Below are 15,236 nucleotides of genomic sequence, written 5' to 3'. Positions count from 1 at the left end.
AAGACCACCCACAAAAAAGCCCCACCCTCGTGACCCTTGAGCCCGGCTTGCCAATCCGGCCGGTCGGGTCCATCCCAAACTCATGCTGAAGACCGCCTTCGTCGCTGCGCGCGACCGTCAGCGCCTGTCGGAGATCGCCTCGGTCCTGATCGGCTTCGGCCTGAACAAGGCCGTGGACCGCCTCGGGCTCCGCAACATCCCGCTGATCCCCCGGCGCACCCCGCGGGTCGACGTGACCCGGCTGTCGCAGCCGGAACGCTTGCGCCGGGCGATCGAGGCGCTCGGGCCGACTTTCATCAAGTTCGGGCAGATCCTGGCGAGCCGCCCCGACCTGCTCTCCCCGGTCTGGACCGACGAGCTGGAAAAGCTGCACAGCCAGGTCAAGCCGATCCCGTGGGAGATGATCGGGCCGCAGCTCGAGACCGATCTCGGCGGGCCGCCGCAGGAGGTGTTCGCCGAGTTCGACGTGAACCCGATCGCCTCGGCCTCGATCGCGCAGGTCTACCGGGCACGGCTGAAGACCGGCGAGGACGTCGTCGTCAAGGTTCTGCGGCCGGGGCTGAAGAAGATCATCGAGGCGGACCTGCGCCTGATGGGTCACGGCGCCCGCATCGTCGAGACCGAGTGGCCGGAGATGGCCCGCTACCAGCCGCAGGAGCAGATGAAGCACCTCGCCGCCGGCATCAACGGCGAGCTCGACCTGCTCAACGAAGCCCGCAACTGCGAGATGATCGCCGGGATCTTCGAGGGCCGCGACGACATCCTGATCCCGAAGATCCACTGGGAATGGTGCTCCGAGCGGGTGCTGGTTCAGGAATTCGTGCACGGCGTCTCGCCGAACGACGCGGCGGGCCTGCGCGCCATGGGCGCCGACAAGAAGGCTTTAGCCCAGAAGGGCTGCGACGCCTTCCTGCGCATGGCGCTGATCGAGGGCGTATTCCATGCCGATCCGCACCCCGGCAACCTGCTGATCCTGCCGGGCAACCGCATCGGCTTCATCGATTTCGGCATCGTCGGCCGGCTCTCGCAGAAGCGGCGGCAGCAATTGCTCGTGCTGATCGGCGCCATGCTGAAGCAGGACGTCGACGGCCTGATGGCGACGCTGCTGGATTGGACCGGCGCGACCACGCCCGATCTAACGAAGTTGGAGCAGAGCGCCCAGAACTTCGTGCAGGCGCATTCCTCGATCCCGCTCAATCTCGGGCTCGTGCTCACCGACTTCATGACCATGGCCCGCGAGAACGACCTCGCGATGCCGACCGATTTAGCAATTCTTTTTAAAGGTCTCGTCACGGCGGACGGCGTGATGCGCCAACTCGATCCGAACTTCGACCTGTTCTCGGCCGCCGGCCCCACCGTGCGCGCCTCCATGCGCAGCGTCTTTTCGGCCAAGGCGCTGATGAAGAAGGCGGAGGCGCTGGGCTCCGGCCTCTACGGCGCGGCCTCCGAGCTGCCGACGCTGATCCACCTGCTGCTGGTGCGGCTCAAGCAGGGCCGCGTCACCGTCGAGATCGAGCTGAAGGGGATGGACAAGCTCGTGCGCGGGATCGAGCGCGGCGCGGCGCGCGTCGCCGTGGGCCTCGTCGTCGCGGCCTTCGCCATGCAGCTCGCGCCGCGGCTGATCGATCTCGGCACGCCGGTCTTCGTCCTGATCGCGCTGGCGGTCTCGGTGGTGGGAATTGGCTGGCTGGTCCTGCTCGGGCGCAACCGCTGAGTCTTCGAGGCCGTTCGATTCTCTGAGGTTGCGTTGCAGCACGCGTCTCTAGAGTCGAGCGGGAATTGGATAAAATTGTCGCAGTGTGCGCCGCTGCAAATAAGCCGTTTGAACATTTACGAAAACTTCAACTCTCACTTGCCGGTCCAAAGCATCGTGATATGGTCACGTATGCACCGAATCGCGGGATGCCTTAGGTAGCGCGACGGGGCGAGAAACGGACAACAAGCCGTCGCCCCCGCCGAAGCTAGGAGAGCAGATCCCCACCCGCCCGTCGGCGCATGACGCGCGGCGGTTGTGCGGCTCCATCGAGGGGCGGCCTGCCGGTCCAGGGGGCTGCGGTGCTTGAGACCACGATGTTTTCAGCGGGACATTCCCGCGTCAGCCGAAAGGCCATTCTCGAGGCCGAGAATGCCTATCTGCGCAAGCTGCTCGCCGAGCGCCCTCCCTGCACGGACGGGATTTACGTGAACGCCGAGCGACGCCGCGCGGACGAAGCCGGCCCGGCCCGGCCCATCGCAGCCCGCCGCAACGGCGCGGAGGCCGAGGAGGCCCGTAGCGCCGCGGCCGAAGAGGTGAACGCCCAGCTCCGCGCCAGCGAAGAGTTCAACCGCCGCATCCTGGCCTCCACCACGGATTGCATCACGGTGCTGGACATCGACGGCCGCCTGATCTCGATGAACGAGGTGGCGATCCCGGTCTTCGGCGGCACCAGCTTCGCCCATGTCGTGGGCCAGCCCTGGATCGACGTCTGGCAATTGCCGGAGAGCCGCGAGGCGGTGCTCGCCGCCCTCGAACAGGCCCGCGCCGGCCGCACCTGCCGCTTCCAGGCCGCCCTGCAGACCGATGCGCAGGCCGAGACCCTGTGGTGGGACATCGTGCTCGCGCCGATGAACGGCGACGACGGCCGCCCCGAGCGCATCCTGGCGGTCTCGCGCGACATCACCGATCTCAAGCAGACCGAGGCGCGCCAGACCGTGCTGATGCACGAGATGGCGCATCGGGTGAAGAACACCCTCGCCATGGTCCAGGCCGTGGCGACGCAGACCCTGCGCAACGCGAGCTCGCTGGACGAGGCCGGCGAGGCGCTCGGCGCACGGTTGCTGGCGCTCGCGCATGCTCACGACGTGCTGATGCAGGGCGCCTGGTCGAGTGCGGACCTGCGCGGCCTCGTCGACACCGCCGTGGCGCTGCACGGCGACGGCGAGCCCGGCCGCTTCGTCGTCAGCGGCCCGGACGTGACGCTCGGCCCGCGCCCCGGCCTGACGCTCGCCCTCATCCTGCACGAGCTCGGCACCAATGCGACCAAGTACGGCGCGCTCTCCAAGCCGGAGGGCCACGTCGCCATCGGCTGGAGCATCGAGACGATCGAGGGAGAGGAGCGCCTGTCCTTCCGCTGGGAGGAGATCGGCGGTCCGGCGGTGACGCCCCCGACCCGTGTCGGCTTCGGCACCCGCCTGATCGAGCGCAGCCTCGTCCACAGCTTCGGCGGCACGGCCAAGCTGCAGTTTCCGGAAAACGGCGTGGTGCTGACCATGCAGGCCCCGGCCGCGAATGTCGTGGTGGTGGCGGCCGCGGCCGCATGACCGAAGCGTCGGTCAGCCGGCGCTCCGGTCCGTGTGGGACAGGCACCCCGTCCCCGGGCTGCCGCAGGCCGACCCGGGATGACGAAGGTGGTTGAACAGGCACCGGCTTGAGTTCTCGGCCCCGGCGTCCACCCGCCTCCGTCGTCGCGCGCGCACCCTAGCGATGCCGCGCCAATGACAGGCGCGGACCCGACGCGATTCGCGCGACTCGTCCACCGTGCAGCGGCGCCATCACGTTTTGTTGCTCCGCATGATCCCGTCGGCGGTCCTCGATAAATCAAGGCGATAGCGCACGGCGGCACGCTGCAGCGCACAAACGCGTATCCGGCCGTCCTTGACCGCGAAGCGGGCCGCCTTTAGGGCGCAGGCAGCCGTAGTATGAGAAGCGTTACCGTCGCTGATGACAGACGAGCCGTCCGAGCATCCCGTCGTCCTCCTCGTCGAAGACGATGGGCTCCTCCTGATGGAGGCGGCCGATACGCTGGCCGAGGCCGGCTTCACCGTTCTCGAAGCCCCCCATGCCGACAAGGCGCTGACGCTGCTCGAAGGCCGTACCGACGTCGGCGTGCTGATGACCGACGTCGACATGCCGCAAGGCTCGATGGACGGCTTCGCTCTGGCCCGGCTGGTCTCGCGGCGCTGGCCCGAGATCCCGGTCCTCGTGGTCTCCGGTATGGGCTTTCCCGGCCCGCACGACATGCCCGACGGGGCACGCTTCATCTCCAAACCCTACCAGCCCTCGGCCCTGGTGCGCACGCTGCGCGCGGTCGTCAGGGCAGCCTGAGCGCCGCGCCTCCTTGAGGCGGGTGCCGTTTCGCGACACTGTCGAACGATGTCCACCGAAAAACACCGCCTCGCCACGCTGGCCGTCCACGCCGGCGCCTCGCCCGATCCCGCCACGGGGGCGCGGGCGCAGCCGATCTATTTCACGAACGGCTTCGTATTCGAATCGACGGAGCAGGCGGCCGACATCTTCGCGATGCGCCGGACCGGCTTCTCGTATTCGCGCGGCTCGAACCCGACGGTGGCAGCGCTCGAGCGGCGTGTCACCGGGCTCGAAGGCGGCAAGGCCGGGGTCGCGGTCGCGTCCGGCCAGTCGGCCGTGCTGATGGCGATGATGACGCTGATGCGCTCGGGCGACGCCTACGTCTCCTCGAAGCGGCTGTTCGGCGGCTCGCTGGGCCTGATGCGCCGGCTGGAAGGCCGTTACGATCTCAAGCCGCAATTCACCGACGACCTGACGCCGGAGGCCTTCGAGGCGCAGATCACGCCGCAGACCAAGGCGATCTTCTGCGAGTCGATCGTCAACCCCTGCGCCACGGTCGTCGACCTCGCCGGCATCGCCGACGTCGCCCGCCGCCACAAGCTGCCGCTCGTCGTCGACAACACCCTGGCCTCGCCGGCGCTGATCCGGCCGATCGAATACGGCGCCGACATCGTCATCCACTCGACCTCGAAGTTCCTGGGCGGTTCGGGTCTCACCATCGGCGGCATGATCGTCGACGCGGGCAGGTTCGACTGGGCGGCTCAGGGCTCGCGCTACAACCTGATCAACGATCCCTGGCCGGATTACGAGGGCATCGTGCTCTCCGAAAAGTTTCCGGAGACCTGCTTCGCCTCCGCCTGCAAGCTGTTCGGCCTGCGCGACCTCGGCCCCGGCCTCTCGCCGATGAACGCCTTCCTCACACTCACCGGTATCGAAACGCTGCCGCTGCGCATGGAGCGCCACTGCTCCAACGCGCGGACCGTCGCCGCCTTCCTCAAGAGCCACCCGGCCGTGGCCTGGGTGAGCTATCCGGCGCTGCCCGGCCAGGAGGGCGAGGCCATGGCCAAGCGCTACGTGCCGCAGGGTCCTGGCTCGATCTTCACTTTCGCCCTCAAGGGCGGCGAGACCGCGGCCCGCACGGTGATCGAGAGCCTGGAGTTGATCTCGCACCTCACCAATATCGGCGAGATCAAGTCCCTGGCCATCCACCCGTCCAGCACCACCCACCGCCAGCTGCAGCAGCACGAGAAGGCCGCGGCCATGGTCGGGCCGGAAGCGGTGCGACTCTCGGTCGGGCTGGAGAACGTCGAGGATCTGATCGCGGATCTGGAGCAGGCGCTCGCGCGGGTTTCGTGAGCCGCCGCACCCTCTCCCGCAGAGGGGAGAGGGGAACGCGCTCAGTCGGAGACGAAGAATGCGGATGTGGACGAGCATCGGCGCCGTACTCGGCCTGATCATCCTGGCCGCGTCCGCCGTCGTCGTGGCCGACGCCCTCCAGCTCTTCCGCACCGAGCCGGCCCCCGCCCCCGAGCCCGAGCGCGCCGACGTCGTCCTCGTGGAAAAAGCCGCACGCCGCCTCACCCTGCTGCGCGATGGGCGGGTGCTGGCGACCTATCCGGTGTCCCTCGGCTTCACGCCCACCGGACACAAGCAGCGCGAGGGCGATGGGCGCACGCCCGAGGGGCGCTACCGGGTCGAGTACAAGAACCCGGCGAGCGTCGCGCATCTCTCCCTCAAGGTCTCCTACCCGGAGGCGGCGGATCGGGCCGCGGCGGCGGCAGGCGGTTACGAGCCCGGCGGCGACATCATGATCCACGGGATCATGAACGGGTTCGGCTGGCTCGGGAGCCTGCACCGCCTGACGGACTGGACCAGCGGCTGCGTCGGCGTCAGCAACGCCGAGATGGATTCGATCTACGCCCGGGTCGATGTCGACACGCCCATCGAGATCAGGCCCTGAGCCACGCGGCGTCAGAAATGCGTGCCGATCCGGAGGCGCGCCTGATGGCGGTCGAAATTCGAGAGGTCGCGATCCTCGCCCAGACCCGCTTCGCTGCCCGCGACCTGCGTGCCCCAGGCGAGCGAGATCCAGGTCGTGTCCGTGAGTTCCTTGTAGAATGTCGGGCCGAGATAGACGGCGTCTCCGGCAAAGCCGTCGAGGGCCATGCCGGTATAGGCGCGGGCGTAGCGGGCCTCGATCCCCAGGAACAGGCCCGGCGCGAACCGCGCGGCGACCGCGCCCGAGACCTCCAGGCCCGAGGCGCGCTGCAGGCCGTCGATGCCGTCGAGCCGTGACTGGCCGAGCGCGTAGACGAGGTTGAGGCCGGCCACGACCCGACCGGGCACGATCTCGCGATCGATCAGCAGGCCGACTTCCGCACCGAGACCCCGCGTGCCGAGCCCCGTGGTGGCGTCGACCCGGTTCGCGCTGACGATCGTGTTGAGCGTCAGCCCGAACGGCGCCGCGTCGCGCACCAAAATTCGGGTCCGCGCCTCGAGGAAGGCGCCGGCCAGGGCCATGATCTCGCGATCGCCGAAGCCCGGCACACCGCCGATGTCGTAGGCGGCGAAGCTGACGCCCGGCGCGATCCGGAAGCGGTCGCTCAAGGGCAGCTTCAGCACGAGGGCGGAATCCGCCGCCCGGTATCGACCGCCGCGCTTGCCGAGCCGCGCCGTGGTCTCGGATTCGAGTTCGGTCTCGCCCGGCCCGCCGATGTCGGAGCCCTCGGTGAAACCGAACAGGTGCTCGGTGTCGACGCCATGGGCGGCGTCCGTCGCGCGGGCCGAGGCAGCCGCAACAATCATGAGCGCTGCGCAGGAGAGCACCCAAAGATGCTTCGAAGGGATGGCGAAACAGGGCGGCACGGTCGCAAATTCCAAAGTTATAGCATGTGCTATAACGATTAGTTGTAGTGCGATCATTTAGTCAAGGCTTGGCCGTGGGGTGTTCCCGAGCCGTGCCGCCTTGAGCCGGGCGTCGGGTTGCCTTCCGGCGCCGGCGCCCCAAAACCAAGGCGCGAAAGAGGAGCTCCACATGCGCGCCTACGAGATGTCTTCCGCCGACGGCCTCGACAGCTGGCAGCGCGTCGAGCGTCCGCAGCCGGAGCCGGGTCGCGGGCAGGTGCTGGTGCGGATGCACGCGGCCTCGCTGAATTACCGCGACCTGCTCATCGCCAACGGCCGGTACCCGTTCGCGGTGAATCTCGACCGGCTTGTGCCGCTGTCGGACGGCGCCGGCGAGATCGTCGCGATCGGACCCGGCGTGCGGCGCTTCAAGGGCGGCGAGCGGGTCGCCGGCATCTTTTCGCAGAGCTGGCTCGGCGGCGCGCAGGTCTCGGATGCCTGGGAGACCTCCCTTGGCGGCGCCATCGATGGCGTGCTCGCCGAGTTCCAGGTCTTCTCCGAGGAGGGCCTCGTGGTCCTGCCCGAGCACCTGTCCTTCGAAGAGGGCGCCACCCTCCCCTGCGCCGCCGTCACTGCCTGGAACGCGCTCTACGGCGCGAAGCCGCTGAAAGCCGGCGAGACCGTGCTGACGCTCGGCACCGGCGGCGTTTCGATCTTCGCGATCCAGCTGGCGCATGCCGCCGGCGCCCGGGTGATCGCAACCTCGTCGAGCGACCGGAAGCTCGAGACGGCAAAGGCGCTCGGAGCCGACGAGACCATCAATTACCGCGCTTGTCCCGACTGGGAGAAGGAGGTCCGCCGCTTGACCGGGGGTGTCGGCGTCGACCACGTCGTCGAGATCGGCGGCACCGGCACCTTGCCCCGCTCCATCGCCTCGACCCGCCCCGGCGGCCATGTCGGCCTCATCGGCCTACTGGCCCAGGGCGAGCCGATCGACCCCCTTGCCATTCTCGGTGCGAGCTGTTCGGTACGCGGCGTGATGGTGGGCTCGCGCGAGATGTTCGAGGACCTGAACCGGGTGATCGCGCTCCACGGTATCAGGCCGGTGGTCGACCGGACGTTCGCGTTCGACGCGGCGAAACAGGCGCTGGCCGCGCTCGGGGAAGGCACGCATGTCGGCAAGATCGTTGTGACGATCGCCTGAGGGTGGAAAACTCCGGCCGGATTTCTGCCACCTGCAACCGGCCGCGACCCGGCTCGGGCGGTCGGGAACGTTTTCGTCTGCGCGCCACCAGTCGTCCGGTCGCTCGCAATCTGGGCGAAGGCCCGGCTTTCCTGATAGGGCTCGGGCATGAGCGCTGAACCCCTGACGATCCGCCACATCGCCCGCGCCCTGGTCTTCGATCCGGCCGACCGGCTGCTGCTGATCGAGTACGAAGCCGTGCGGCCGGCCCCGGCGAACCCGGACGCGAAGAACTTCTGGTTCATGCCCGGCGGTGGGCTGGAACCCGGCGAGACGCACGAGGACGCGTGCCGACGCGAACTCGGCGAGGAGATCGGCGTACACGACGCCGTCATCGGGCCGCAGGTCGCGCTCTGCGACGGGCCGTTCCACCTGTTCGACAAGTCGCGCGATGCCCGCGAGCGCTACTTCCTGGTGCGTCTCCCCGACGACCGGATCGACACGCACATGCTGGCGGAGACCGAGGACAACCCGGTGATCGGCACGCGCTGGTGGTCGCTCGACGAGCTCATGGCGACCGACGCCCGCATCGAGCCGGTCGGTCTCGCCGATCTCGCGTGCCGGATCGCACGCGGCGAGTTGCCGGAGACCCCGGAAACACTCACGTGGCAGGGAGCCTGACCGGCTTCCGACCGTTGCAAGTCCTGACAATCCCGAACGAGCGGAGCGAACGACAGATGTTTCCCGATGTCCTGACAGAAGGCTATCGCAGTTTCCTGGGCGAGCGCCTCCCCCAGGAGAAGAAGAAGTACGCAAAGCTGGCCGAGGGCCAGAGCCCCGAGGTTCTGCTGATCGGTTGCTGCGACAGCCGCGTCGCGCCCGAAGTCATCTTCGATGTCGGCCCGGGCGAGATCTTCACGATCCGCAACGTGGCCAACATCGTGCCCCCCTACGAAGAGGGCGGCGGCTATCACGGCACGTCCTCGGCCATCGAGTTCGCGGTTCAGGGCCTGAAGGTGAAGCACATCGTCGTGCTCGGCCATGCTACCTGCGGCGGCATCAAGGCCTACGCCACCGATGCCAAGCCACTCTCGCAGGGCAATTTCATCGGCCAATGGGTCTCGCTGGTGGAGCCGGCCTCCAGGAGCCTCGAAGCGAAGGGCGATGCGGTCGACAAGCCCGGCTACCTCACACGGCTCGAATACGCCTCGATCGCGCAGAGCCTCGAAAACCTGCTGACGTTCGGATTCGTGCGCGAGCGGGTCGAAGCCGGCGAGCTGCATCTGCATGGCGCGCATTTCGGGATCGAGCAGGGCGAGCTGCGGATCCGCGATCCGAAGACGGGGGAATTTCACTCCGTCGTCGAGACCGACGGCACGACCCTCAGGGCCTCAGCCTTGATCGGTTGCACCGAGGCATAGGCTTCGTCCGGCGGCGATCCGGGCGCTTCAGACTGCCCGGTCGCCGTTGAGACGCGCGAGCTCCTTGCCGAGTTCCAGTAATGTCATGTCGAGCAGAACACGCAGGCGGAACGGCGCGTTGGGTTGCAGTCGTTCTCTGGCTTCGCGGCAGAGTTCAATGACGGCCTCGATTTTCCTGCGTTCCGCCGTATTCAGAATCACCTCCCAAACTGGATGCCGGCACGTCACGGCGATTGTAATTTCTCGCGGCGATCCGCTAACCTATTCCATACAAGTTTTTGATCGAGTGCGTCAAAACGACCAAAATTTTCTATTCATTTCTATTTAAAATGCACATCACGACCAACTGTGCTTCACCCGACACAGCAGATATTACTGAAAAATTCATTTCCCGAACAGGGAAAATCTCGGAATGCCGGCATTCGAGGCGGTGTACTGAGCGCGGATCCGTCGTCGATGCGCGCCGCGCGGTCGACAGCACGGCCATCGCCGGCTGGACGGCGGCGCCCGTAGCGTCCGGACCTTGACCGGCTGGAGCCCGGTCTAGATACCGGCCGGACCTGAGTGCACCTCATGAAACGTCCGACGACCCGGACACCTCGCTCCGGCGCCGACGGCACGGCGGGAGTTTCGTGAGAGGCACTGAGCCCGCATCCAGGGCCGCCCGCGTGAAGCTCGTTCTCGTCCAGGCCTTGCGGGCCTTCGCCGCCCTGCTCGTGGTGGTGCACCACGCGCAATTCGAGACGGCCGCCCTCGCGATCCGGACGAACCTCGCCTTCCGCCCGAGCACGCTGCTGCCCTGGCCCGTCGGCGTCGACGTGTTCTTCGTGATCTCCGGCTTCATCATCGTCTACGCATCGGCCTCGCTCTACGGCCGGCCGGGCGGGCGACGACGCTTCCTGGCGCATCGGGTGGCGCGGCTGGTGCCGCTCTACTGGCTTTTGAGTGCGGCCTATCTCGCCGTCGCCCTGGCCGTGCCCGGACTGCTCACCGGCGAGGCCGGAGCGAGCGGCCTCGACCCGGCCTCCATCGCCGCCTCGTTCCTGTTCTGGCCGATGCTGCGCCCCGACGGCACGGCGCTGCCGCTCTACGGTCTCGGCTGGACGCTGAATTGCGAGATGTTCTTCTACGCCGTGTTCGCAATCGGCATCGGCTGGGGACGCCGGGCGGCGGTCGCCTGGCTCGTGGCGGCGCTCGGCCTGCTCGTCCTGTCGCGCGCGGCCTTTCCGGACATGCCGATGCCGCTGGCCTTCTGGACGAGCCCGATCATCCTCGAATTCGCCTTCGGCGCGGCGCTCGGCCTCGCGCGGGCCGAGGGGTTTCGCATCGGCTTGCCAGTGCGCGCCATGCTCTGTGCCGGCGGGCTTACGCTGTTGATGCTGGTGCCGGAGCCGAGCCTCGCGCTGCATCCGTTCGTCTACGGCATCCCGTCGGCCCTGCTGGTGGCCGCCGCGGCGCTCGGGCACGATCCGGCTTCGAGCGGAGACGATAGCCCATCCCTTTCCGTGCGGGCGGCCGCCGCCCTCGGCGATGCCTCCTACGCGCTCTACCTCGTCCACCCCTTCGTCCTGCGCGGGACGCGGGAGGCGCTCGTCCGGAGCGGACTCGGCCCCGTCCTCGGAGCGTGGCCGAGCCTCGGGCTGATGATCGGCCTCGCCGTGCTCGTGTCCCTCGCCGTCTATCGCCTCGTCGAGCGGCCGCTGACCCGGCGGGCACGGCGGTTGCTCGACCCCGGCCCACGGGAACGGCTGGGATCCGAGAAAGCGCTTGAAGCGGCGGTGCCGCACGTTCCCCCGCGGACGAAACGGATCTAGCCTCGTCGAAAGCTCTCGGAGGGTTCGGTGCTTTGAAGACTCTGCTCGTTCCGGTCGCCCTGCACGAGGCGCTGCCCTCGGTATTCGAGACGGCGCTGCTCGTCGCCCAGCGCTTCGGCAGCCTGATCGAAGGCGTGTCGCTGCGCCCGGCACTCGCGGAATACGTGCCCGTCGACATGGTCGGCGGCATGACCTGGCTGCGCGACGAGGAGGCCGACCGCGCCGAGGCCGAGGCCGCGGGGCAACGCTTCATCGCGTTCATGGAAGCCGCCGGCCTGCCGCGCCGCGACGCCGTCGGCACCTGCGCCCCGGAGGCGGCGATGACCGCCGGTCCGCGCTTCCGGTGGCGGCCGGACGTGCCGCCCGGCGATGCCTTCCTCGGCCAATATGCCCGGCTCTTTTCCGCGACGATCGTCGGTCGGCCGGGCTTCGACGATGCGTCGCCACGCATGACCACCGTCGAGACGGCCCTGTTCGAGAGCGGCCGCCCGATCCTGCTGGCGCCGCCGCGACCGCCTTCCTCGCTGGGCGAAGCGATCCTCGTCGCCTGGAACGGCTCCACCGAGACCGCCCGCGCCGTCGCCTTCGCCATGCCGTTCCTGCGCCGCGCCCGGCGCATCCTGGTGCTGAGCGCCGAGGGCGGCATGGTGCCGGGGCCGAGTGCCGAGGACGTGGCGCGGGCGCTTGGCTGCGAGGGCATTGAGGCCTTCCACAAGGCCTTGCCCGCCGGCCGGCACACGCCTGGAGAGATGTATCTCGACGAGGCTGCGACCTTCGGCTGCGATCTGCTGATCAAGGGCGCCTACACCCAAAGCCGCTTGCGCCAGATGATCTTCGGAGGGCCGACCAGCCATATCCTGTCGCATGCGGAGATCGCGGTGCTGATGGCGCACTGAAGTGCGGGGGCGCATCGGCCGTCGGCGATCGGGCCGGCCACGCCATTGCAAAGCCGGGCGCCGCACTCTAAACTTCTGATAAGGCTAAACTTTTTAAGTATTCTAAACTGCGGTTGCCACAGAGGCGAAAGGCCGGGACCGCCATGAAATCGCTCCAAGGGCGTGACATGGCGATTTCGATCGAGCGCCATCCGATCGCGCCCAACTCGATGAGCCCGCAGCAGAACGCATGATCGTCTGTTCCTGCAACATCCTCTCGGACGGCCAGGTTCGTGGCTGTATCACCCCCGGTCCCGGTTGCCCGCGCACGCCGGCCCAGGTCTATGCGTGTCTCGGATGCAGCGCGAAATGCGGGCGCTGCGCCCGTACCATCCGCTCCATCATGCAGAATGCGCTCATGGAAACCGGCGGCGATGCGCATGCCTCATGCGCGACGAGCTGCTCGACCCCTTGCAGTTTGGTACAATTCCAAACTACAGAAGACCTCGAAGAGGTCGCAGCCTAGGACACATCGTCGGTTCGCTACGGCTCTCGGACACAAGAGGAGAGTAGCGAATGAAGGGCGATGCCAAGGTCATCGAGTATCTCAACAGGGGCTTGCGCAGCGAGCTGACCGCGGTGAGCCAGTACTGGCTCCATTTCCGCATGCTCAACGACTGGGGCTATGTCGACCTCGCCAAGTTCTGGCGCAAGGAGTCGATCGAGGAGATGCAGCACGCCGATCGCTTCGTCGATCGGATCTTGTTCCTCGACGGCTTCCCCAATCTCCAGGAGCTCGATCCCCTGCGGATCGGCCAGAACGTCCAGGAGATCATCGAGTGCGATCTTGCGGCCGAGACCGAGGCGCGCGCCCTCTACCTGGAAGCCGCCCAGTATTGCGACTCGATCAACGACCGCGTGACGAAGATCCTATTCGAGGCACTGGCGACGGACGAGGAGGGTCATATCGACTTCCTCGAGACCCAGCTCGACCTGATCGGCCAGATCGGCCTGCCGCTCTACGCGCAGAAGCATGTCGGCGGCCTGGAGCAGATTGCGCCTGAGTAAGGCTCAGGAAATGGCGTGCGAGTCGGCGCCTGAAGGAGGCGCGACCCGCACGTCAGACCGCGAGGCCGTGTCGATGGATACCCGCCAGCGGCAGCGCCGCCCCGGCGGCGGGAAGCTCGAGGACCGCATCGAGACCGTCGAGCACCCGCAGACCGCATCAGGCACCCTCGACCCGATTGCGGGCTTCCGTACCGGCCCAGAGCATTTCGAACAGAACGACGGGATCTTCGGCCGAGGTCACGCCTGATTGGGTTCGAGATCGGCGAAGGCGACCATCGCATCCGGCAGCATGGCCGAATGAAACCGATGGCTTTTCAAGACGAACGTCTCCCTGAACGTCGAGCAGGAAGAGCCACGCGCCGGGAAACCAGTCTCTAGAAGACCCGCGATAATTCATCCGATCTGGGCATGTTCCCACCGTGCGCCCATTCGCATCCGCGCGAGCCTGCCGGCGATCAGTTTCCAGCGTTCGCTAAGAGACTTATCGGGCGACACGCCCTCGAAGTCGTCAAGGGCGAGATCGTCGAACTCTTGGAACTAGCTGGCCGACACCGAGCCTCGTTGCCGGCGACAAGCAGCCATGCGAACGGTAGCGCCATCGGGATCGGTATGCGACATCCGGCGACGCCGTCATCGTACTGCGCGTCTTCTCGAACTTCGCAGTACCCAAAAAATCCGCCGAGCGAGTCCCGTTGAGCAAGCGCAGGTCCCCTCCACGCCGGGCATCCGGGCCTCCGCTGGAGGAGATCCAGATCGATCCGACGCCGAACCCGCTCCTGACGCCCGAGAAGCGGCCGGACGACGCCGACCAGTCGATCCGGCCTCTGAGCCTGACCGAGTTCATCGGCCAGCGGGCAGGCCGGGCGCAGCTCAAGCTCGCGATCGACTCGGCCAAGGCACGCAAGGACGCCCTCGACCACGTGCTGTTCGTCGGGCCGCCGGGGCTGGGCAAGACGACCCTGGCGCAGATCGTGGCGCGCGAACTCGGCGTGAACTTCCGCTCGACCTCCGGCCCGGTGATCGCGAAGGCCGGTGACCTCGCGGCGCAGCTCACCAACCTGGAAGAGAACGACGTCCTCTTCATCGACGAGATCCACCGGCTCAACCCGGCGGTGGAGGAAATCCTCTACCCGGCGATGGAGGATTACCAGCTCGACCTGATCATCGGCGAAGGGCCGGCCGCCCGCTCGGTGAAGATCGAATTGCCGAAATTCACCCTCGTCGGTGCGACGACCCGAGCGGGCCTGCTGACCACGCCCCTGCGCGACCGCTTCGGCATCCCGATCCGGCTGGAATTCTACGACATCGACGAACTGGAGCTGATCGTCGCCCGCGGCGCCCGGGTGCTCGGCCTGCCGATGTCGGCGGAGGGCGCCAACGAGATCGCCAAGCGGGCGCGCGGCACGCCCCGCATCGCCGGCCGACTGCTGCGCCGGGTCCGCGACTTCGCGGTCGTCGCCGAATCCGGCAGCGTCAGCCGTGCCGTCGCCGACCGGGCGCTGAAACTCCTCGACGTCGATCCGGCCGGGCTCGACGTGATGGACCGCAAGTACCTGACGATGATCGCGGCCTCGTTCGGCGGCGGCCCCGTGGGGATCGAGACCATCGCAGCCGCCCTGTCCGAGCCGCGCGACGCCATTGAGGACATCATCGAGCCCTACCTGATCCAGAAAGGCTTCGTGCAGCGGACGCCACGCGGGCGCGTCCTCACCGCTCACGCCTTCCGGCATCTCGGGTTGGCCGAGCCGAGGCGCGATCCGAGCACGCAGTTCGGATTGTTCGCGGGGAACGAAGAGGACTGAACCGGTCTTCGATCGATCCGTCATCGCCCCCGCTGGCGCAGGCAACCGGTTCGGGCCGCCAGCGGGTGGCGCGCGATCGCGAACGTCCGCGTCGCGTGCGTTCGAGCACGATGGGACCGAACCTCGGTCTCGACAGCTCCGATGCGAGGCAATACGCACCGCG

The 15,236-nt window shown here is 67.7% G+C and carries 16 protein-coding genes; 14 read left to right on the top strand and 2 right to left on the bottom strand.

The genetic code is table 11. The features are described 5' to 3' along the window. Positions 1–82 precede the first annotated feature (82 nt). The 5 genes from MHA02_RS08145 (at position 83) to MHA02_RS08125 (ending at position 6,026) form a co-directional block, all read left to right on the top strand. On the top strand, positions 83–1,714 hold the full coding sequence (locus MHA02_RS08145) for an ABC1 kinase family protein (protein ID WP_147078138.1): 1,632 nt from the start codon (positions 83–85) through the stop codon (positions 1,712–1,714). Between the two features lie 356 nt (positions 1,715–2,070). Next, positions 2,071–3,300 carry a sensor histidine kinase gene (locus tag MHA02_RS08140; RefSeq protein ID WP_147078137.1) on the top strand — a complete coding sequence of 410 codons (1,230 nt, stop codon included), beginning with the start codon at positions 2,071–2,073 and terminating at the stop codon, positions 3,298–3,300. Positions 3,301–3,700: 400 nt separating this feature from the next. Beyond that, entirely contained in the window at positions 3,701–4,084 is a 384-nt protein-coding gene (locus tag MHA02_RS08135) for a response regulator (protein WP_147078136.1), read from the top strand. 48 nt (positions 4,085–4,132) lie between these two features. Next, positions 4,133–5,422: an O-acetylhomoserine aminocarboxypropyltransferase/cysteine synthase family protein gene (locus MHA02_RS08130; protein ID WP_147078135.1), complete on the top strand. Its 1,290-nt coding sequence runs from the start codon at positions 4,133–4,135 to the stop codon at positions 5,420–5,422. A 58-nt stretch (positions 5,423–5,480) separates the two neighbouring features. After that, positions 5,481–6,026: a L,D-transpeptidase family protein gene (locus tag MHA02_RS08125; protein ID WP_147078134.1), complete on the top strand. Its 546-nt coding sequence runs from the start codon at positions 5,481–5,483 to the stop codon at positions 6,024–6,026. An 11-nt stretch (positions 6,027–6,037) separates the two neighbouring features. On the opposite strand, the gene MHA02_RS08120 is transcribed toward MHA02_RS08125, so the two are convergent. Continuing rightward, the gene (locus tag MHA02_RS08120) at positions 6,038–6,871 is read right to left on the bottom strand and encodes a DUF6662 family protein (protein WP_147078133.1); all 834 of its coding nucleotides are present in this window, start codon (positions 6,869–6,871) and stop codon (positions 6,038–6,040) included. A gap of 229 nt (positions 6,872–7,100) precedes the next feature. Here MHA02_RS08120 and MHA02_RS08115 point away from each other — a divergent pair, with 229 nt between their 5' ends. From MHA02_RS08115 to MHA02_RS08105, 3 genes are all read left to right on the top strand, one after another. Beyond that, on the top strand, positions 7,101–8,114 hold the full coding sequence (locus tag MHA02_RS08115; RefSeq protein ID WP_147078132.1) for a zinc-dependent alcohol dehydrogenase family protein: 1,014 nt from the start codon (positions 7,101–7,103) through the stop codon (positions 8,112–8,114). 147 nt (positions 8,115–8,261) lie between these two features. Then, the gene (locus tag MHA02_RS08110) at positions 8,262–8,774 is read left to right on the top strand and encodes an NUDIX hydrolase (RefSeq protein ID WP_147078131.1); all 513 of its coding nucleotides are present in this window, start codon (positions 8,262–8,264) and stop codon (positions 8,772–8,774) included. A 56-nt stretch (positions 8,775–8,830) separates the two neighbouring features. Continuing rightward, positions 8,831–9,514, top strand: a complete 684-nt coding sequence (locus MHA02_RS08105) for a carbonic anhydrase (protein ID WP_147078130.1) — start codon at positions 8,831–8,833, stop codon at positions 9,512–9,514. A 27-nt stretch (positions 9,515–9,541) separates the two neighbouring features. Here MHA02_RS08105 and MHA02_RS22090 read toward each other — a convergent pair whose 3' ends face one another. Then, on the bottom strand, positions 9,542–9,715 hold the full coding sequence (locus tag MHA02_RS22090; protein WP_170249115.1) for a hypothetical protein: 174 nt from the start codon (positions 9,713–9,715) through the stop codon (positions 9,542–9,544). Between the two features lie 467 nt (positions 9,716–10,182). On the opposite strand from MHA02_RS22090, the gene MHA02_RS08100 reads away from it, so the two are divergent. The 6 genes from MHA02_RS08100 (at position 10,183) to ruvB (ending at position 15,073) form a co-directional block, all read left to right on the top strand. Next, positions 10,183–11,328: an acyltransferase family protein gene (locus MHA02_RS08100; RefSeq protein ID WP_147078129.1), complete on the top strand. Its 1,146-nt coding sequence runs from the start codon at positions 10,183–10,185 to the stop codon at positions 11,326–11,328. A gap of 32 nt (positions 11,329–11,360) precedes the next feature. Continuing rightward, on the top strand, positions 11,361–12,224 hold the full coding sequence (locus MHA02_RS08095) for a universal stress protein (protein WP_147078128.1): 864 nt from the start codon (positions 11,361–11,363) through the stop codon (positions 12,222–12,224). Between the two features lie 229 nt (positions 12,225–12,453). Continuing rightward, entirely contained in the window at positions 12,454–12,729 is a 276-nt protein-coding gene (locus MHA02_RS22645; protein ID WP_147078127.1) for a (2Fe-2S)-binding protein, read from the top strand. A 50-nt stretch (positions 12,730–12,779) separates the two neighbouring features. After that, positions 12,780–13,271, top strand: a complete 492-nt coding sequence (bfr, locus tag MHA02_RS08085) for a bacterioferritin (protein WP_147078126.1) — start codon at positions 12,780–12,782, stop codon at positions 13,269–13,271. A 73-nt stretch (positions 13,272–13,344) separates the two neighbouring features. After that, positions 13,345–13,518, top strand: a complete 174-nt coding sequence (locus tag MHA02_RS22085; RefSeq protein WP_170249113.1) for a hypothetical protein — start codon at positions 13,345–13,347, stop codon at positions 13,516–13,518. A gap of 499 nt (positions 13,519–14,017) precedes the next feature. After that, positions 14,018–15,073, top strand: a complete 1,056-nt coding sequence (ruvB, locus tag MHA02_RS08080) for a Holliday junction branch migration DNA helicase RuvB (protein WP_210245059.1) — start codon at positions 14,018–14,020, stop codon at positions 15,071–15,073. The last annotated feature ends 163 nt before the right edge of the window (positions 15,074–15,236 follow it).

This window comes from Methylobacterium haplocladii (assembly GCF_007992175.1).
Lineage (GTDB): Bacteria > Pseudomonadota > Alphaproteobacteria > Rhizobiales > Beijerinckiaceae > Methylobacterium > Methylobacterium haplocladii.
This window is presented reverse-complemented; position numbering and strand designations above follow the sequence as displayed.